Raw genomic sequence first — 18,002 nt, 5'->3', positions numbered from 1 at the left:
TATTTATTCAAAACATTGCCCGCACGTCAAAGTGACGATGATGATTTAACAGATTTAATGCCGTGGAATGTGCAGCTAGACTTCGATTATAGCTAAGCGCACTGCTTAATTGTGCGCTTACGTATCTAAAGGTTTTTTGTCTTATTCTTCTTTACCTATTTCACTTGATGAAGCTCAAGCTAAAGAATTGGTTAATAAAATTAATGAAGCATTCAGTTTGAAGTCACTATAAGCCATTCAAGCAGGTCTTTTTAACAGTTGGTTAGGCTCTGCTCGCTTCACGTTATAACCAACAATTAAATTTCCCCTTATCGGGGCGTTAGGTGTACCTAAAATTGAAAGCAATAATAGAGTTAACGTTTCTGCGTGATGACACAGCAAAGGTTTGGATTACTGCCAGTAATGGACGTTTTTCAGGGGAAACTGAACAGTATATAAATGCGGATGTTTTACAAACGCTATCTGAACAATTAGTTGGATTCCCGAAATCAAATTCTGATGAAGTGATATTTGAAATTGGAGAGAAAGACTCAATTTATGGACATTGTAAATTTAAATTTTATTGTTTTGATTCCGCTGGTCACACAGCAGTTATAGTGTCAGTATCTAACGATATAGCTGGTAATGAATCTGCTGATAACATTTGCTATGCCAAATTTAAGTTCCAGTTTGAGGCATTATCATTGGACGAATTTAGTTCTTCCATAAAGCGTGCTCTAAATTCTGGTGAAGGTAAGTCAGTATTATTGGGTATCAATGCTTACACACAAAACATACCGAGCCATTACTCCTAACAATGCGATCAAGATTGAAAACTTACAGTTTGCTGTTTTCTACTCCTTTCAACATTTTAGCAAACTATAAATTTCCCTTAGCGGGAGGTTAGGGAGCAGAGATAGTCTCTGCGAATTATCAAGGAGTTGCGAAATGATTAAGTTTTTATTTTTGTGTTTATGCATAATACCTACTGTTGTATTAGCTGCTAGTGATGAATTTTATGACACAAGTACGATTCAAGAAGTAGAAACTATTTATTGGCTAAATCAAAAGCAAGATAGTGCAATTATTTATGCTAGATGGGCAAATTTTAAATTAATAAAAAATTTTATTGATACCGTAGTATTAACGGCTACAACAACCAAAAATCCAGTCAACCTAGAAAGTGCTGACATATTGTTGTTAATGTCTCCAAATCAGAATGAATTGTTTAAAGTGTACTTTACTGATGGCTTCATCACTATAAATGGACAATCATATACTGCAGACTCAGCAGTAATATCTAAGTTTAGAAGAATTAATAATAGTAGGATTGTTAAGGGGGATTCAATAATTCCCAAGGCATTAAAACGCGCTTTTAAATCAAATGGTTAGAGGTGAATGGTGTTAACTGCTCTCTGACAAGCGCTCAAGCGAGTGTTATATGTATAGGATAGTCATGTTCAAACTGATAGTTTTAAGCTCAATCTTTATAGTCTCAATATTTTCACCTGAGGCGAAAAGTGATGAATGTAATCTTACTGGTATTTGGGATCACTCAGCTAAACCGGCAAAACTTTTTATTGATTTAACTAAAGGTGAAATCTCAGTTTATTCTCATAACTTAAACCCTGAGTCCATTGGTTTAGTTGTATTAAAAAGTCTTAAGATAGACTCAACGAAATCTTCTTGGGATGCAAAAATGTATAGTGCAGCTGAAGGTTCATTTGTCGATGTCCAAATAACGGCAAAAAGCTGTAATCAATTAAGTGTTGGGTTTCAAGGCGAAGAAGTATTAGGACTAGTTAGGTAATTTACATATAACAAGCTATTTAAGCGGGAAAAATTGTAGTTGGCTGGTTCCGCTTCGCATCATATTTTAGCCAACTATTATTTGCCGGTTAATATGGGCGTTAGTTGCTTAGGAGATTTCTGTGTATTTCATCACTGCGTTTGGTTTAATAATGATCTGTCTAAGTATCGTCATGATTGTTAATCCAAATTATTGGTCAGATGGGATCGTAAGTTTCAGTAATAGAAGTTATTTCCATTGGGTCGAAGTTATTAGTCGGTTAGTTGCAGGGGTTGTCTTTGTACTTTTTAATCAATCTACACTGTATCCTCAATTAATACTTAGTATTGGCTATTTACTCATCGCTGTTGGTATTGGGCTTGTAATTATGGGTTCTGATAAGCATCGTAAATTTGCTGTTTGGTCAGCTCATAATTTTAAAAGCACATTCAGGCCTGCGGGGGTTGTTTCTCTTATATTTGGTATATTTCTGATTTATGTATCAACTATTGGTGTGATCAGCAACTAATAACACGTTCAAACGGACAAAAACAGTTGGCTGCTGTTTGTTGCTCACCTATAGTCAACTATTATTTGCCGCTTAATATGGGCGTTATAAGCTACAAGGACTGTATGAAGATCGTTTTAAAGTTTTTAGGGTTTATTTGGACAATTGCCTTCGTTTCATTTTTTGTACTTTCTCTTTACTCTGGATCTGGAGGTGAAATCCCACCTATAGCGAAAGAGTATATTGTTAGTTTCCAGCACCTATCAGAACAGTTTTTAACATCTTATTGGTTTTCTGTTGTTTTTGTTACCGGATGGTTTGGGGTTTCATATACGTTAGGAAAACAGAGTGGTTGGCAAAAACTAGCTAAAGAATATGGTAATAATCAACAGAAAAACTCAGTTGTAAAATTCCACACAGGAAATGGTTATGTGGGGAAAATTAGGCACAATGGTATTTTAAGAGTTGCCGGAAATAAAAGTGGGCTTTACTTAAGTGTTATTTTTCCTTTTAAGTTTGGTCATAAAAACCTGTTTATTCCTTGGGCTGATATTTCGGTCATTACATTAGAAAGTGGCTTATTTGCAGACAAAACTCCTGATGTTCTTAAGAAATTTGGTAAGTTGCTAACTAAGAATGAATATTTAAATATTAAATTTCATAAATTTCCAGAGCAACGTCTTATGATTCAAAGCTTTCAAGAGCTGACAGGTTTAATACCAAATTACTTAGAAAGATAGGTTTAGAGTTAAGTAGCTTATAACAAGCTATTCAGAGGCAACACAATTTCTTAACTATTATCGGTGTGTTTGTCCCTTAACATCAAAGGATTAGTGTTTGCTTCCTTCCTTTTTTGTTGTAATTATTTTGTTTATAATTTGTTAAGCATTCTGTGTTATTGTTTAACTATTAAGTTTTGTGGCTAAGTGATGCGGTAATTTATGCTTATCACTTCCATCAGTACAGTGTAAAAGCTTGTTTTTTTTAACTAAATTGTTTGCTAACAAGACATTCAAACTACAAACAACAGTTGACTGTTATCTCTGCGTTGTCAATTTTAACCAACAATATTTTTACCGCTTAACGGGCGTTAGACATTTAAGGATAAATCATAGTATGGAGTTTTTAAAAAAGTTAATGATGTGGCTTGGTGGTCTATTTACGCTGATTGTAATCTTAATTATATTTTTAGCGGCAGGTTCATCTAGCTTTAAGGACGAACAAGAGCCATTTGTACAACAGTTTATGGCTGATTTCAGTGAGCGCTGGGAAACACAGGACATATATGCCCATTTGAGTAATGAATTTATTGAACAAATAAATACTCAAGAGAGTAAAATAATACTGGCCCAATTCAAAACAATGGGGAAAATTAAAAGTATTTCTGATTTTGAACTTGGTAATTACAATGCTCATACGTCTGGTACAACAGGCGAGTTTTCGTTCAAAGGCACTTTCGAAAACGGTGATGCTTTAATAAATATTACCATTAAAACTTCAGACATTGGTGTTCGTGTAGTATTTTTTAGGTTAACACCTTCAACACCATTTCTTGATGTTGAGCCAATAAATCAAAAAGCTTAACAATAACTTCAAACGGATAAAAACAGGTGACTGTTTAACTTCGTTCAACATTTTCGCGAACTAAATTTTGCCTCTTAATTAGGCGTTATGCTCAAGGATTATTATGAAGTTTCTGCCCTTAATTTTACTTACCCTTATTAGTTTAAATTCATATGCCAAAAAGAGCTTTGAAGGTGTTATCACTTATTCTATTTCGGCAATCTCTCTGAATAATAGCGTCTCAGACTCTGAAGTCCAAAATATTTATGGATATGAAATGAAGACTTATTACAAAGAGGGTTTTACAAAAATTGAAAAGAGTAATGACAATGTATGGGAAGTTTATAATTCAAAAGAAAACAAACAATACGTACGCTTTCGGAATTCGAATAAAGTAGAGACTTTCGATGGATCAGATGAAACCAGAACTTTAGCCAGTATCAAGATCAAATCGTCCGATCTAACTATATTAGGATATAAAACTCAACTATTAACCATTCAGTATCAAGATGGAAGTATTTCTAAATATTGGTATTCATCGGACATTTACGTAGAGCCTGAGCAATTTAAAAAATTAAAGTTTGCCTTTCTTAATAAGTATTGGGAGAAGGCTCAATCTCCTTACCTGAAACATGAACGTATTTCAGATGTTTCTAAAGTTGTTTATTTGGCAACAAATGTTAAAGAACAAGCTATTTCTAACGAAAAATTCAGAGTGTTTTGAGCATAAAAAGTCAATTAAGCAGGACTAATTACAGTGAACTGTTCGCTCTGTTCTATTATATCCCACAATTTTTAGCCCGTTAATTGGGCGTTATATTACAAGGAAAGTTTGTGCGCAAAATAACATTATTAACTTTAGTACTTATTTCTATTTGTGGCTGTGCTACAAAGCAGATAAATCCGGAACCTTCACCATTTAATTATCTTGAAGCTGATCAAAGTTTAATTGAGTTGCTCATTCAGAAAGGATCTAATGCTAAGAAAGTACACTGGGTAAGTTTTATGGTTGACTGCAAAAGTCAGCAACAAGTTGCTGAAATAATATCAAGAGCAAAAGTTGTTGGCTTTGACGATGATTACATATTCTATTCTGAAAAAAGGAAACTTTGGTCTTCATCTTTAAGCGCTTATATGAAGTTGAATTTAAGTGAGATTTCTTCATTTAGAGCTAAATTAATGCCCTTAATTCCATCAAACTCATGCGAAACAGTAGGTTGGGGCGCATCGGTAGAAATGTAATATAAGCTATACAAGCAGGAAAAATAACAGTTGGCTATCTGCTCTTTCGTCGCTTATTTTAGCCAACGATCATTTGCCTCTTAATGGGCCGTTAAACGCAATGGGTTATCTAATATGGTTTGGAAGAAGCATCTCAAAAAAATACTATTTTTTCTATTGGCTCTAAATATAGGCAGAATGGCATACAATGATTTAATGCAACCATCTCAGGAAGAATTAAAGACATCGTTTGAACAATATTTTACTGAAAATGATGATCGTATAAAAATGACATATTTTCACGTAGATAAAAATACTGTAGGTTTAGCATTAGAATTAAGTGGTATAGGTGAAAATCTTGATTCAAATGATAAAACTAAAATAAAAACGAACTCTGGTAAGTACATAAAAGATAAAGTTTGTAGCGACGCACAGCTTGTAGAATATATAAACGCTGGGAACTATGTTTCTATAGATATTAGGAATGGAGATAGTGATCGATTAGAGAATATTATGAATTTAAGCTTTTCAAAAGGTTCGTGCGTATAAGCCATTCAAGCAGGGCGTTAGGCTTTTATTGATGTTTTGAAATTAATTAAAATTCATCACAATTAAAGGAAAAAATAGATGAGTGAAGTAACAGTGGAAAATAGACCTACAACGAAAGGGTCTGCCAAAATAGTTTACATACTTTATATGGTCGGCTTAATCTTTGGTATAACTGGGATTATTGGCGTTGTAATGGCCTATATCAATAGGGACGAAGCACCTGAATGGTTAAAAACACATTATCAATTCCAAATTAGAACTTTTTGGATTGGTGCTCTTTTTATCTTTTTAGGTTCAATTTTATCTGTGATCTTAATTGGTTGGTTTGTGCTGCTGTTTTGGATGGTTTGGCTAATAATTCGTTCGGTTAAAGGCATGAAAGCGCTTGACCAGGAAAAGGCTATTGATAATCCAACGGGTTGGTTTTTTTAAACGCCTCACAAGCTGTTAAAGCAAGACAAATAACAGTTGGCTCTTAATAGGGCGTTAGGTATCAAATATATACAAGGACAGTGTATGAAATCATATTTAGCATTTATATTTCTCTTGGTAAACTTTAGCAGTACAGCCAACGATGAAACTCTATTACCAACAAAGAAAGGACTTTATGATGTTGGTGGTTTTAAACTTTATTTAGAATGTTATGAAAACGATAAACCTAAGCTTATTTTAGAGCAAGGTTATAGCAGAGCAGGCTCGGATGGAGCTTGGATGAATAATGTTAAGCGGTTAAATAAAACTTTCAGTATTTGTTTATACGATCGTTTAGGGTTGGGGAAAAGTGAGAAAGGGCCTGTACCTTTTACCGTTTTTGATACGGCAAACTGGTTACATGAATTATTATCTGTCGCCAATGTTAAACCTCCATATTATTTTGCTGGTGGTTCCTATGCATCCTACATTATTCGAGCTTACAATCATTTATATACCAGTGATGTTTTAGGTGCTGTATTCATTGACCCAGGTATTTATGGGTATTTTCATACAATGGCTACAAGATGGCCTGATGGCTTTGAAACAGAAAATAAAGATTTGCAAGATATAATGGAATTTGAGTTAGGTGTAAAAGACCCTATGTTTAAAAACATGGCTGAAAAAGTAGATCACCTTAAAAGTTATGAGTTAATCACAGCTTCCAAAACTTTTGAAGGTAAGCCTCTTATTGTTCTTTTTTCAAAAACAAGTAAAGATTATATTAACCAAACACCTAGATATGATGAACCTTTTGTTCCCGACAGTATTGCTAAGCCTATGAATGATTTATATGCTAATGCAATTAACAGTTTTAAAGCTTTATCGACTGATACTAAAATTATTTTTTCTGAATCAAAAAGACATCATCTACATATAGCAGATCCTGATCTAGTTGTTAGTAATATTGAATCATTGATTGGTGGTAATTGATGCATAGCAAGGCATTCAAGCAGGCATTTAAACCATTGGTTAAGTGGCGTTAACATTGTAATCAACAATTAAAAGCCTCTTGATGGGGCATTAGCTGTATTTGTAGTATCCTGCTATTTTTTTGAATATTTCTGTTATTTCAGGAGATTGCTCAATTTTTCTTAACTCCAATATTTTATTTTGAGCCTTAAGATATGCTTGTTCAAAGGTTTTATTATCAATTGTGATATCAGTTTTTTTCTGTTTGCCATTTACGATAATTTGAATATGTAAAATTTGCTTTATTGAACCACTTTTATTTTTTAATGTTCGTTTTAGTCCAATAACGGTTCCATCAGGATGAAATATCTTATTTATATCTAACTGCATACGTATTTGACGATATAGTCTTTTTTGAGAGATTTCTTTTTGTCTTTTCTCTGCTAAAATTTTAGCTTTGTCACCATGCTTGGCAATAGAAAAGTATTCTTGAATACCAAAAACCTTATCTTGAACTCTATATCGCTTAACATTTTGTAAATTTGGGTGTGCCATGACAGTCATAATTGTAATATTTACCTGCGTTTAATGGAGTTAATTATAAATCGTTCATTCCTTAAACTTATTAGCCAGCAGGATTATAGATATTTTAATGTAATATTCAAGCTTAAATAGAAGACAAAAATGTAGTTTTTTTCTACGTAACAAGTAGGTAACATAAGGCTAACAAGCCATTTAACAAGGACAAGTAAGAGTTCGCTATTTGCTCCCTCGTCACTTTTTTAACCAACAATTAAAACCTCTTAATGGGGTGTTAGGAAGCTAAATGAAGGTTCAGCATATCATCGACGATTTAGAGTCTGTCTTTAGCAAGCAGCCTGAAACAAAAGACTATGATGTCGCCTTTGCATGTTACTCAGAAGATGGGTCAGGAAGTATAGAAATTGACTACGTGGAAGCCTTTGATTGGGATGAAGATGAAGAATTTTTTCTTATTCCTGAAAACTGTGCGAAACACTATGAGCGAGAAGCCGTTAAGTATAAAGCAGCGCACTTTGTAGAAGAATTAAAAAACATTAAAATTGAGAACTTTTCAGAATTTGAAACTTATGTAAGAGAAAAGATTAAAATAGCAAAGGACGGTTCTGTTATTTCATTAAACTCACCTATGTGGGGAACAGGCGTTCACGATATTGAGAAGTTTGTATATTTCTATCACGGTAAAGAGAGAGCTTAGCTAAAGTAATACTGTGATCTCTTTTATCCATTATCTTTTCTTGGTGCCATTTGTAAGCCTAAAGTATCAGCAAAATTATAATTTTTGTCTTTTGCGGCCTTAACTTAAATATTGCCTAATGGTTATGCTATTTTGCTATGACACATCAATAGTATAGTAATTAAACAATCAGGTCTTTCTAAATAACATCATAATCATGAGTAATAGATAGTGTTACTTAGAGTGTTAATTAGCGGTGGGATTTCATAACACAATATAGGTCTGTAAAAAGCGTTATAATTTTGCTGATTAGTCGTTTAGATTGGTCTTTAGGCATAAAAAAAGACGTCCTAGGACGTCTTGATTCATTAATATGGTCGGAGTAGCAAGATTCGAACTTGCGACCTCACGTCCCCCAGACGCACGCGCTACCAAGCTGCGCTATACCCCGAATCAGTAAACATTAAGAGGGTTAATCTGTTTACTGCCTGTATAATAATGGTTTAAATACTGATTGCAATATAAAATATAGAAAATCAATCTGTTAGTTTATTTATTGTTCAATTTCTCTGCCTGCTTACTAAACTGCTTAATAAAGTTAACCCCATCAATCATTAATGGAAAATCAGAGTTTACCATTATGGGAGCCGCTAATTGTCGAGAGTAGCTTTGGAAATTACCGTTTTGATCAATAAACACCGATTTGTCTTTACTAAATACCATCATGCCATCGTCCATGGTATTGGCAATAATACGGTCTTTGGATAACCGCAGAACATTTTTACCATTACTATAGGTTGTTTCATTAATGTCACAGTTTAACCATTCCTGTATAAGGGTTGGTTGAATATCCATGTGACTGGTTAAATGGCTCACTGTTTTACTTTTACTTTCAGGTAAAATAAGTAACGAAGGTTTAATAGATAAACTGGTCGCCTTGGTCTTATTGCCAACGGAAGTGATCCAAATAATATCTTTAGTTTGTTTTGTTTTTTGTGCTAGTAGCAAAGCATCCATAAACAATTCAAATTGGTAAGTATTACTGTCAGCAAAATAAAATAAATGTAAGCCTACAGGTAAGCTATTAAGCTTATCAGCAAAGACTAGTGATGAAATATTATCAAGTGTCGTTTGCTGGCTAAATAAATGTTCAAAACCTTGTGATTCTGAAACTAGTTCTTTATTTATCTTGTCATGGATCATTGTGTAAGAACTTGCCAACTTATTTCTGTCTAATAATTGAAAGAGTAAAGGGATCGCCTTTTGTTCTTCCAAGCCTTCTTGGTAAATACTAGGCAAGCTGTAAAACAAGTTAAACCACGCGTTTTTGTGTAAGGCGTTATCTATATGATGTTCGAGCGTTAACTGGTTTTGGGTGTTTCTCTGCTTGAATTGCTTGATCTGCTTATCTGTTAAGCTTACATCGTTAACCACCATAAATACTGATTTTTGTATTGGTGTTTGTGATACACACGCTTCATTGAGCAGCGGGTATTGAGGAATAGCATTGGTAAAGGCTAGTGGGCTTGTTGTTCTTTCTATGTATGCTTCACGGTCAAACATACCGTATTTGGTGAGTAATGTTTTTGCCGTCGAAGGGTATGACAAAGGTAATACTGTGTCTTGCCTTAAAATATCATATTCTAAGTTCGCATCAGCCCAAATATGTAATAAGTGGCTAAAGAAAAAAGAACAGACTAAACCAATAACAACAAATTTTGCGAAGACGACTTTCTGTAAGTCTCTTAAATGTTTCCACGCATAATTACTCAGAATTAATTCAAAGGCTAAAATAAACAAGGTTAATACGATACTAACAAACCAAAACATACGGCTGTTATGTTGTATTTGCGTGCTAATTAGATCAACAATTTGTGCGCTTGAAGAAGCATTTAGATGGTAACCCAAACTGTTATATATATATGCATCTAGCAGTAATATTAACAATTGCAGGGTAAAGACCACAGAGGCTGTCGCACGAATAAAACGGGTATGTGGAAATATTAAGGTGATCGGGAATAGTATTAAAACAAAAGTCATAAAGGTTAAAAAACCCATATGACTAAACCACGTGGTGATTAAATAAAATTGTCCAAGGAATGTCTCGGGACCTCCTTCACTAAAAATATAAAAGGATGATAATCCAATGGCGGCAATTATATTAAAAAAAGTGAACCAATGGCTCCAACTGATCAGGTGTAACAGGCGCTTGCTATACGTTTTTGAATCAAATGCAACCATAGTTAATTATCATTCTCTTATTATTGTAGTTTATCAGTTCTATATTTTATGAATATAGTGGTAATTATAGGACCGACTTTTTTAAAGCATTAGTGAAATTGGTTACAATATCAGCTCTTTTTGCTTCAGGAATATTTTTATTAATAATTTCTGTTAAGGTATTTCCTAAGCACATTAGCGCTAGATCAGGGGTTGCAGACTCATTAACTAAAACATTATGTAAATCTTGGATAATTTTTTCTACACGTTCATTCGAATACTTGGATACAATAGGCATCTTAAATACTTAATAGGTTATTTGATAGATTGGTACAAGTTTATCAAATGCCTGAACAATATAAAACTGGCCTTTAACTATGAGCTTAATTATTTCAAACATTGCCCTACATTTTTTAACCAAAAAAGAAGAAACCGGTGAAGTTGTGCTGCGTTTAGGGCCAGAATCTATCGAAATCAGCAATAAGATTGAAAATTTTGTTGATGGACTTCATAAAATCTATAATGCTAAAGCGAGTAAAGCCTACGGACATTTTACCACTATGCCTGCAGCAGGAGATACTGCTCGTTTTGTTGATATTATGGAAAGCTATTTAGGTGAATCACAAAGTTTTTATGCTTTTAGTAGTCAGGCGGCTAATTTATTAAAAAATGAATTGGAAAAATATAACCTGGCAGAAACAGGCTACTTAGTTGTTTGTCACTATGAGTACATGGGCGGTCGTTATTTACTTGCTACAGTGATCCCCGTTTCTGAACATTATTCTGTCGATGGCGAATTAAATATTTCTGCTGACAAACACCTTGATACCGCGCGTATGCAATTAGCAGCGCGTATCGATTTATTTGATTATAAAGAAAACCAGCAAGGTAATAAGTATGTTTCGTTTATCAAAGGTAGAGCGGGTCGTGTTGTTTCTGATTTCTTTTTAGACTTTTTAGGTTGTGAAGAAGGCTTAAATTCCAAAGAACAAACACAAACGTTAGTGCAGGCCGTTGAAGATTATGTTGCTGTTAATCAACTTGATGCGACAGAAAAACAGAATACTCGCAAAGAATTATTGAGTTACTGTAAAGAACAAAAAAGTGCTGCTCAGGATGTCTCCATTCAAGAAATAGGGCAAGTGATCAAGCAAGAGGGCGCCACTCAAGATTTTCACCAATTTTGCCAAGAGCAATCTTATCCGTTGGAAGAATCTTTTCCACATGATCAAACGGTTGTTAATAAAGTCACTAAGTACTCAGGGTATGGTAACGGGATCAGCTTGAGCTTTGAACGCAGTCACTTTGGCGAAGACGTTGTTTACAATGCGGCAAATGAAAGTATTACTATTTATAAAGTACCACCAAATTTAAAAGATCAATTATTAGCGTTATTGCAAACGGCTGATAAGAAAGAGCAAGACGCTCATCAATCTGAAAATACAGAATTTTAAACTTAGTTAACTAATTTATAGGTATAAAAATGACAACATTAACCATTACTCGCCCAGACGATTGGCATGTACATTTACGCGATGGCGATGCTTTAACGACCACAGTTCCAGATACTAGCCGTTACTTTGGCCGCGCTATTATTATGCCAAACTTAGTTCCTCCAGTTACCAATGCTGAATTAGCGACGCAATATCATCAACGCATTATGGCTGCTAATATAAACGGCTCAAAACAAAGTACGCCATTTCAACCATTAATGGTGCTTTATTTAACTGATAAAACCACCGTACAAGAAATATACGACGCTAAAGCAACGGGTCTTGTTTTTGCGGCTAAGTTGTATCCTGCTGGGGCAACGACAAACTCTTCTTCTGGTGTGACGAGTGTTGATAACATCGCTGATGTACTTACAGCAATGCAAGAAGTGGGCATGCTTTTATTGATCCACGGCGAAGTGACTGACAGCCATATTGATATATTTGATCGTGAAGCGATATTTATTGAAACTATTTTAACGCCCTTAGTAGCAAAATATACGGAATTAAAAATAGTTTTAGAACATATAACCACTAAAAATGCGGTCGAATTTGTTGAACAAGCAGGTGATAACGTTGCGGCGACAATTACCGTTCACCATTTATTATTTAATCGTAACGATATGTTAGTTGGCGGAATTAAACCTCATTACTACTGTCTACCTATTTTGAAACGTAACATTCATCAACAAGCATTAATTGCTGCAGCAACTGGAGGCAGTCGTAAATTTTTCTTAGGAACTGATTCTGCTCCTCACCCACAACATGCCAAAGAATCTGCTTGTGGCTGTGCGGGATCTTATACGGCACATGCTGCAATTGAGCTTTATGCTGAAGCATTTGAAGCAGCAGGGGCCTTGGATAAATTAGAGGGCTTTGCGAGTTTACATGGGCCAGCATTTTATAATTTACCCGTTAATAACGATAAAATAACTTTAGAAAAAGCCCAATGGCATGTACCAGCGACGATGTCGTTTGGTCATGATGTTGTTGTGCCAATCCGTGCTAACGATACTATTGCTTGGCAAGTAAAAGACTAGATTTAAATAGGAAGTAATAATGCAATTATTTGTAAATGATTTAACGGTCATTGATTTTTCATACTGTTGCCAGGAACGTGGCATTGTCGGCGAGAGTTGGATCGTTGATGTACTCCTTGATGGTGCTCTCAATGAAATGAGCATGGTGCTTGACTTTGCTGTGGTTAAAAAGCAAATTAAAGCAATTATAGATGATGCTGTTGATCATAAATTATTATTACCGATGAAAAATGAATGTATTACTGTTACTGATTCATTACATCAGGAAAACCATGAATACGTTGATTTTATTAGTGAGCGAGCCAGTTACTATTTACAGTCACCAAAATGTGCTTTTGCTAAAATTACTAGCGATACGATTGATGTAGCATCTGTTACTGAGCATTTAACCGCAATAATTCTTGAGCAATTACCACAAAATGTTCAAGGTCTTAAGCTAACCCTTCGACCAGAGAATATAAGTGGCGATTTTTACCACTACACCCATGGTTTAAAATTACATGACGGAAATTGTCAGCGTATTGCCCATGGTCACCGTTCTACTATTCATATCTTACAAAAAGGTCAACGGGTAGCTGCATTAGAAAAAGCTTGGTGCTTACGTTGGCAAGATATTTATATTGCTTCAGATGTTGACCGTGTTGCAAAAGCAGATATTGAACTGTCAAATTTTGCTCAACATAATTTGACGCCCGATCACCATTTCTTTTCTTATACCGCGCCACAAGGTCGCTTTGACATCGCGGTTGAGAATAAGGTATTAGACGTTGTCGATTGTGACTCAACCGTTGAGCTTTTAGCCGACTTTATTGCCAGACAATTAGTTGCTGATAATCAAAGTGATGTAACGGTTGTTGCCTTTGAAGGTGTTGGTAAAGGCGCTATTGCAAATGCTTAATACTAAAAAAATTAAGCTTATAACCTTTTGTTTAGTCGGTGTTTTTTTTAGTCCGCATACGTTTGCTGATATTAAGCTTTCGGGAGAAATAAAGCAGGGCGCTTTAGTCATAGGTAAAACAGCTAATAATAATGTCGTTACTTTTGATGGGAAAGTGCTGCCTTTATCTGCATATGGCGATTACGTTTTTGGATTTAGCCGCGATGATGATAAAACACATCAATTAGTGATCACTCAACCAAATGGTGAAAAAGAATTAAAGTCTTTAACACCGGCAAAGCGTCAATACGATATACAGCGTATTGAAGGTATTGCCAAAAAAATAATGAACCCAAATCCGAAAGCTATTACTCGTTCTAAGCAAGATGGCGCGCAAGTGAGTGCAGCCAGAAAAACCTTAAGTACTAAAACTGATTTTGCTAACGGATTTATTGCACCAATAACAGGTATTATTACGGGTGTTTATGGTAGCCAACGGGTTTTTAATGGTGTGCCTAAACGTCCACATTATGGTTTAGATTACGCAGGAAAAACCGGCGATCCAGTCAAAGCTCCCGCAGCGGGCACTGTGGTAATGTTCGTACCTGATATGTTTTATTCAGGTGGCACTATGATAATTGATCACGGTCATGGTATTACTTCTAGTTTTTTACATTTAAGTAAATCTTACGTTAAAACCGGTGACGAAGTTAAAAAAGGACAAGTTGTTGCTGCCGTTGGCTCTAGTGGCAGAACTACAGGTCCTCATTTAGATTGGCGTATTAATTGGTTTAATATGCGTTTAGATCCCGCATTAGCGTTAAGAGCTGTTGCCATTAAATAGAAAATATTAACGCTATATATTAAGGTCTACATTCATTTATTAAGTCAGTAGTAAGTTATACAAATAAATGAGTGTAGGATTAATTAACCCGTCGTTTTTTACCACTTTCAGCACGTTTCTTATTTTCACTTTGAACATATACCGTATCGGTTGTTGCCATGCTTGCATGACCCAGATCTTCTGAAATATCTTTAAGAGGGCGCCCACGTTCAATTTCCATACTTGCACCGGTATGCCTTAACCAATGGGCAGAAGCTTCTTTCAATTTTAATGCCTTATTTTCACCTTCGGATCTACGCATATTTTCATGTGCTTGATCAAAAACACTTTGAACTAAACGGCGTAAATGTCGAGATGTCATACCACCTTGGCCACGAACTTTCTCAACAAGAATTGAATTTTCATTACTTGATGGCAAACCTAATAAACCTCGGGAAGAGCGGTAACGCTCTAAAAAAGGTAAGAAATCAAGAGGAACCGTGATGTCACGCAATTTACGGCTTTTTCCAAAGACTTTAAGCCACCAATTTTCATCATCATCTTGCCAAAAGTGTCCCATTGTAGGTGACCAATTTTCACGTTCTGATAGTTCGGAAATTCTTAAAAAAAGGGTTTTTAATGCGGATATAACAAATAAATTTCGTTCAAATAGTGGGTTTTCATCAGCCATTTCAATGGCTGTATCTAAAACATATTGCCATTGGCTAGCGGTTAGACGTTTAACTTCTTTAACTTGAGAGTCTATTATAAAATGTCGGCAATCTTTTTTAGCTATTTGTGCAGGATTACCAATGCAAAAATCCTCAGCCATTAAATAGTTGTAGAAAACGATAATTGCGGTAAACATTGATGAAAGTGTTTGTTGTGATGGACGATATTTTTTCTTATCAATGATGTATTCAGATTTTAGACTTTTAGGTGCTTGGATTTTATACGGGAACCAAAGCTCATTAGCCAAGGAATAGCCATTGGATATTTTGAAACGTTCTTGATTTGATGTACCAATCCAAGTAACTGGTGGCTGCCAACAAAAGTCAGCATATTCAAGTAAGTCTGATTTACGTAATTGGTCTATTGGTTTTTTCTTTTCAATAAATGACCACAAAAGAAAACGTTCAACGTCGTTTCTAAATCGGTCATAAGTGTGAGTAGATTTATTTCTACCTATATAAGTAAGGAAGATTTTCCCCCAATCAAATTGTTCAAGCCACCAAGGTTCATTTGATGAGAATATTTTATCTAACTCTGGGTAGTCATCAAAATCAAAATCACACAAATCAATGTATGGTGGATATAAAGGAACAGGTTTATTTAACAACATTATTTTGAAAACCAAGTAGATAGTACGTATAAAGGCAGTCTAAACCATTATACGTACTATGTCCAATACTGAAGAGTATCGGACATAGTGAGCTATGTGGAATATAGGGAAGTGCTCCCCGTAATTACTCGTAGATTAAAAAACTTCTGATCTGCTATTTTAGTCTTAATCTACTTTAATTTTTTTCATAAACTTGTCGTCTAGCAACGCGATAAATTACGAACGTTGTTTATCGCGTCAAGTGTTAAGGCGCTAACCCTAGTCGTTGAAATGCAAAAGCACCAATACCTACTAGCACTAATAATAAAACAAGCTTACTTTTAACGGCTGAAGTATTTCTGTAAATACGAGGTTTATGTTCTTGTATCACTTTAGCTTCAACACCTTCAATACGACAATTAACGGCTTTGCTTTTACCGTTAGTTTGCTTTTCTACTTCAAAGTAAATTAAATCACCTACTTTAGGTTTTCTGCTCATCTCTTTTAATGATGATATATGAATAAAGGTATCTTTAGCCAGTTCACTCGATTGAATGAAGCCAAAACCTTTATTATCTTTCCAACTTGTTAATTGTCCTTTGTGCATCACGATTCCATTACAGCGTTTGGTTATAAACTATTAAAGCTTGTTCTAGGGTAAATATCATAATAATTATCATTAAAAAAGACCAGTCGAATTTGGTTCGACTGATCCTCTTTACTATAACTTAATGACGTTAATATTACATATGGTCAATAATACAATCACCAAACTCTGAACATGTAACGAGTGTTGCACCATCCATCAAACGTTCAAAATCGTAAGTGACTGTTTTAGCGTTAATGGCACCTGACATACCTTTAAGTAATAAATCAGCAGCTTCAACCCAACCCATATGTCTCAACATCATTTCTGCTGACAAAATAACAGAGCCTGGATTAACTTTGTTCAAACCCGCATATTTTGGTGCTGTGCCATGTGTTGCTTCAAAAATGGCAATATCATCATTCATGTTCGCGCCTGGTGCAATACCAATGCCGCCAACTTGTGCTGCTAATGCGTCAGATATATAGTCACCGTTTAAATTTAATGTTGCGATAACACTGTATTCTGCGGGTCTTAATAAAATTTGCTGTAGCATTGCATCAGCAATAACATCTTTAATGATGATCTCTTTACCCGTTTTTGGGTTTACAAATGAACACCAAGGACCACCCGCAATAAAGTCAGCACCAAATTCATCACGTGCTAATTGGTAACCCCATTCTTTAAAGGCACCCTCGGTATACTTCATGATATTACCTTTGTGTACTAAAGTTACTGACTCTCTGTCGTGATCAATAGCATACTGAATGGCTTTTCTCACTAAGCGTTCGGTACCTTCTTTAGATACTGGCTTAATACCTATACCACAGTTCTCGGTGAAACGAATTTTTGTTGCGCCCATTTCATCGATTAAAAACTTAATCATTTTCTTCGCTTGATCAGATCCCGCTTTATACTCAATACCAGCATAGATATCTTCTGAATTTTCTCGAAAAATAACCATATCTACTTCGCTTGGTTTTTTAACCGGGCTGGGTACACCGGTGAACCATTGTACTGGGCGTTGGCAAACATATAGATCTAATATTTGTCTAAGTGCTACGTTTAATGAACGCATGCCACCACCTACAGGGGTAGTTAACGGCCCTTTTATACCCACTTTAAACTGCTTAAACATTTCTAATGTTTCATCAGGTAACCATGTTTCTGAATCGTAAACTTGGGTTGCCTTTTCACCGGCATAAACTTCCATCCAGTGGATCTTACGATCACTGTTATAAGCTTTTTCAACAGCAGCGTTAACAACTTTTATCATTGGCGGTGTTACATCGATGCCAATACCGTCACCTTCAATAAAAGGGATTATCGGATTATTCGGGACACATAGCTGCCCGTTTTCACAGGTAATGGCTTGACCTTCAGTCGGGATTGTTACGTTCGTAGACATATATGATTCCTCTTCTTTAGCACAATAAC

21 protein-coding genes, 1 tRNA gene and 1 pseudogene are annotated in these 18,002 nt (G+C 35.2%); 16 read left to right on the top strand and 7 right to left on the bottom strand.

Annotation, left to right across the window (positions count from 1 at the left end; translation table 11 throughout):
• The first annotated feature begins 335 nt into the window (after positions 1-335).
• From H4J56_RS07690 to H4J56_RS07640, 11 genes are all read left to right on the top strand, one after another.
• Entirely contained in the window at positions 336-794 is a 459-nt protein-coding gene (locus H4J56_RS07690; protein WP_182259130.1) for a hypothetical protein, read from the top strand.
• A gap of 133 nt (positions 795-927) precedes the next feature.
• On the top strand, positions 928-1,371 hold the full coding sequence (locus H4J56_RS07685; protein ID WP_182259129.1) for a hypothetical protein: 444 nt from the start codon (positions 928-930) through the stop codon (positions 1,369-1,371).
• Positions 1,372-1,435: 64 nt separating this feature from the next.
• The gene (locus H4J56_RS07680) at positions 1,436-1,789 is read left to right on the top strand and encodes a hypothetical protein (protein ID WP_182259128.1); all 354 of its coding nucleotides are present in this window, start codon (positions 1,436-1,438) and stop codon (positions 1,787-1,789) included.
• 172 nt (positions 1,790-1,961) lie between these two features.
• Entirely contained in the window at positions 1,962-2,297 is a 336-nt protein-coding gene (locus H4J56_RS07675) for a hypothetical protein (protein WP_220465916.1), read from the top strand.
• Positions 2,298-2,401: 104 nt separating this feature from the next.
• Positions 2,402-3,016 carry a hypothetical protein gene (locus H4J56_RS07670; RefSeq protein WP_182221955.1) on the top strand — a complete coding sequence of 205 codons (615 nt, stop codon included), beginning with the start codon at positions 2,402-2,404 and terminating at the stop codon, positions 3,014-3,016.
• A 376-nt stretch (positions 3,017-3,392) separates the two neighbouring features.
• On the top strand, positions 3,393-3,860 hold the full coding sequence (locus tag H4J56_RS07665) for a hypothetical protein (RefSeq protein ID WP_182259127.1): 468 nt from the start codon (positions 3,393-3,395) through the stop codon (positions 3,858-3,860).
• A 103-nt stretch (positions 3,861-3,963) separates the two neighbouring features.
• A complete protein-coding gene (locus H4J56_RS07660) occupies positions 3,964-4,563 on the top strand; it encodes a hypothetical protein (protein ID WP_182259126.1) in 600 nt (199 codons plus the stop codon).
• A 110-nt stretch (positions 4,564-4,673) separates the two neighbouring features.
• On the top strand, positions 4,674-5,081 hold the full coding sequence (locus H4J56_RS07655; RefSeq protein ID WP_182259125.1) for a ribonuclease E inhibitor RraB: 408 nt from the start codon (positions 4,674-4,676) through the stop codon (positions 5,079-5,081).
• A 114-nt stretch (positions 5,082-5,195) separates the two neighbouring features.
• Positions 5,196-5,609, top strand: a complete 414-nt coding sequence (locus tag H4J56_RS07650) for a hypothetical protein (RefSeq protein WP_182215152.1) — start codon at positions 5,196-5,198, stop codon at positions 5,607-5,609.
• 78 nt (positions 5,610-5,687) lie between these two features.
• On the top strand, positions 5,688-6,041 hold the full coding sequence (locus H4J56_RS07645) for a hypothetical protein (RefSeq protein WP_182259124.1): 354 nt from the start codon (positions 5,688-5,690) through the stop codon (positions 6,039-6,041).
• Positions 6,042-6,125: 84 nt separating this feature from the next.
• On the top strand, positions 6,126-7,013 hold the full coding sequence (locus tag H4J56_RS07640) for an alpha/beta fold hydrolase (protein WP_182221949.1): 888 nt from the start codon (positions 6,126-6,128) through the stop codon (positions 7,011-7,013).
• 90 nt (positions 7,014-7,103) lie between these two features.
• Here the strand turns inward: H4J56_RS07640 and H4J56_RS07635 are convergent, their stop codons facing one another.
• Positions 7,104-7,547, bottom strand: a complete 444-nt coding sequence (locus H4J56_RS07635) for a hypothetical protein (RefSeq protein WP_182221948.1) — start codon at positions 7,545-7,547, stop codon at positions 7,104-7,106.
• 271 nt (positions 7,548-7,818) lie between these two features.
• On the opposite strand from H4J56_RS07635, the gene H4J56_RS07630 reads away from it, so the two are divergent.
• Positions 7,819-8,229: a hypothetical protein gene (locus tag H4J56_RS07630; protein ID WP_182215160.1), complete on the top strand. Its 411-nt coding sequence runs from the start codon at positions 7,819-7,821 to the stop codon at positions 8,227-8,229.
• Between the two features lie 353 nt (positions 8,230-8,582).
• On the opposite strand, the gene H4J56_RS07625 is transcribed toward H4J56_RS07630, so the two are convergent.
• The 3 genes from H4J56_RS07625 to H4J56_RS07615 all read right to left on the bottom strand — a co-directional run bounded on the left by H4J56_RS07625 (position 8,583) and on the right by H4J56_RS07615 (position 10,726).
• Positions 8,583-8,659, bottom strand: a tRNA-Pro gene (locus H4J56_RS07625).
• 98 nt (positions 8,660-8,757) lie between these two features.
• Positions 8,758-10,449: a DUF3413 domain-containing protein gene (locus H4J56_RS07620; RefSeq protein WP_182221947.1), complete on the bottom strand. Its 1,692-nt coding sequence runs from the start codon at positions 10,447-10,449 to the stop codon at positions 8,758-8,760.
• 64 nt (positions 10,450-10,513) lie between these two features.
• Complete coding sequence (locus H4J56_RS07615) at positions 10,514-10,726, bottom strand: DUF1414 domain-containing protein (RefSeq protein WP_070373583.1); 213 nt, start codon at positions 10,724-10,726, stop codon at positions 10,514-10,516.
• A gap of 79 nt (positions 10,727-10,805) precedes the next feature.
• Here H4J56_RS07615 and yejK point away from each other — a divergent pair, with 79 nt between their 5' ends.
• Genes yejK through H4J56_RS07595 form a run of 4 tightly spaced genes read left to right on the top strand, consistent with a single transcriptional unit; the run spans position 10,806 to position 14,679 of the window.
• Positions 10,806-11,882, top strand: a complete 1,077-nt coding sequence (yejK, locus tag H4J56_RS07610) for a nucleoid-associated protein YejK (protein WP_070373582.1) — start codon at positions 10,806-10,808, stop codon at positions 11,880-11,882.
• Positions 11,883-11,911: 29 nt separating this feature from the next.
• Positions 11,912-12,958 carry a dihydroorotase gene (gene pyrC / locus H4J56_RS07605; protein WP_182221946.1) on the top strand — a complete coding sequence of 349 codons (1,047 nt, stop codon included), beginning with the start codon at positions 11,912-11,914 and terminating at the stop codon, positions 12,956-12,958.
• Positions 12,959-12,977: 19 nt separating this feature from the next.
• Positions 12,978-13,856, top strand: a complete 879-nt coding sequence (locus H4J56_RS07600; RefSeq protein ID WP_182221945.1) for a 6-carboxytetrahydropterin synthase — start codon at positions 12,978-12,980, stop codon at positions 13,854-13,856.
• Positions 13,849-14,679 (top strand): M23 family metallopeptidase, encoded by an 831-nt coding sequence (locus tag H4J56_RS07595; protein WP_182243531.1) that lies wholly within the window; start codon positions 13,849-13,851, stop codon positions 14,677-14,679. Before H4J56_RS07600 ends, H4J56_RS07595 begins: the two co-directional genes overlap by 8 nt.
• A gap of 79 nt (positions 14,680-14,758) precedes the next feature.
• Here the strand turns inward: H4J56_RS07595 and H4J56_RS07590 are convergent, their stop codons facing one another.
• From H4J56_RS07590 to icd, 3 genes and pseudogenes are all read right to left on the bottom strand, one after another.
• Entirely contained in the window at positions 14,759-16,000 is a 1,242-nt protein-coding gene (locus tag H4J56_RS07590; RefSeq protein WP_182215169.1) for a tyrosine-type recombinase/integrase, read from the bottom strand.
• Positions 16,001-16,372: 372 nt separating this feature from the next.
• Positions 16,373-16,586, bottom strand: a pseudogene (locus H4J56_RS07585) (cold shock domain-containing protein); the annotation flags it as partial.
• Positions 16,587-16,722: 136 nt separating this feature from the next.
• On the bottom strand, positions 16,723-17,973 hold the full coding sequence (gene icd / locus H4J56_RS07580; RefSeq protein WP_182215173.1) for an NADP-dependent isocitrate dehydrogenase: 1,251 nt from the start codon (positions 17,971-17,973) through the stop codon (positions 16,723-16,725).
• Between the last annotated feature and the right edge of the window lie 29 nt (positions 17,974-18,002).

Source organism: Colwellia sp. BRX8-4, assembly GCF_014077345.1.
Lineage (GTDB): Bacteria > Pseudomonadota > Gammaproteobacteria > Enterobacterales > Alteromonadaceae > Colwellia_A.
Note: the sequence above shows the minus strand (reverse complement) of the source record. Positions and strands in the feature narration are given on the sequence as shown.

Excerpts from the sequence above, each read along its gene's own strand:
- H4J56_RS07685 (WP_182259129.1), top strand. The coding sequence starts at position 928 with ATGATTAAGTTTTTATTTTTGTGTTTATGCATAATACCTACTGTTGTA.
- H4J56_RS07680 (WP_182259128.1), top strand. The coding sequence starts at position 1,436 with ATGTTCAAACTGATAGTTTTAAGCTCAATCTTTATAGTCTCAATATTT.
- H4J56_RS07675 (WP_220465916.1), top strand. The coding sequence starts at position 1,962 with ATGATTGTTAATCCAAATTATTGGTCAGATGGGATCGTAAGTTTCAGT.
- H4J56_RS07670 (WP_182221955.1), top strand. The coding sequence starts at position 2,402 with ATGAAGATCGTTTTAAAGTTTTTAGGGTTTATTTGGACAATTGCCTTC.
- H4J56_RS07665 (WP_182259127.1), top strand. The coding sequence starts at position 3,393 with ATGGAGTTTTTAAAAAAGTTAATGATGTGGCTTGGTGGTCTATTTACG.
- H4J56_RS07660 (WP_182259126.1), top strand. The coding sequence starts at position 3,964 with ATGAAGTTTCTGCCCTTAATTTTACTTACCCTTATTAGTTTAAATTCA.
- H4J56_RS07650 (WP_182215152.1), top strand. The coding sequence starts at position 5,196 with ATGGTTTGGAAGAAGCATCTCAAAAAAATACTATTTTTTCTATTGGCT.
- H4J56_RS07645 (WP_182259124.1), top strand. The coding sequence starts at position 5,688 with ATGAGTGAAGTAACAGTGGAAAATAGACCTACAACGAAAGGGTCTGCC.
- H4J56_RS07640 (WP_182221949.1), top strand. The coding sequence starts at position 6,126 with ATGAAATCATATTTAGCATTTATATTTCTCTTGGTAAACTTTAGCAGT.
- H4J56_RS07635 (WP_182221948.1), bottom strand. The coding sequence starts at position 7,547 with ATGGCACACCCAAATTTACAAAATGTTAAGCGATATAGAGTTCAAGAT.
- H4J56_RS07630 (WP_182215160.1), top strand. The coding sequence starts at position 7,819 with ATGAAGGTTCAGCATATCATCGACGATTTAGAGTCTGTCTTTAGCAAG.
- H4J56_RS07620 (WP_182221947.1), bottom strand. The coding sequence starts at position 10,449 with ATGGTTGCATTTGATTCAAAAACGTATAGCAAGCGCCTGTTACACCTG.
- H4J56_RS07615 (WP_070373583.1), bottom strand. The coding sequence starts at position 10,726 with ATGCCTATTGTATCCAAGTATTCGAATGAACGTGTAGAAAAAATTATC.
- yejK (WP_070373582.1), top strand. The coding sequence starts at position 10,806 with ATGAGCTTAATTATTTCAAACATTGCCCTACATTTTTTAACCAAAAAA.
- pyrC (WP_182221946.1), top strand. The coding sequence starts at position 11,912 with ATGACAACATTAACCATTACTCGCCCAGACGATTGGCATGTACATTTA.
- H4J56_RS07600 (WP_182221945.1), top strand. The coding sequence starts at position 12,978 with ATGCAATTATTTGTAAATGATTTAACGGTCATTGATTTTTCATACTGT.
- H4J56_RS07595 (WP_182243531.1), top strand. The coding sequence starts at position 13,849 with ATGCTTAATACTAAAAAAATTAAGCTTATAACCTTTTGTTTAGTCGGT.
- H4J56_RS07590 (WP_182215169.1), bottom strand. The coding sequence starts at position 16,000 with ATGTTGTTAAATAAACCTGTTCCTTTATATCCACCATACATTGATTTG.
- icd (WP_182215173.1), bottom strand. The coding sequence starts at position 17,973 with ATGTCTACGAACGTAACAATCCCGACTGAAGGTCAAGCCATTACCTGT.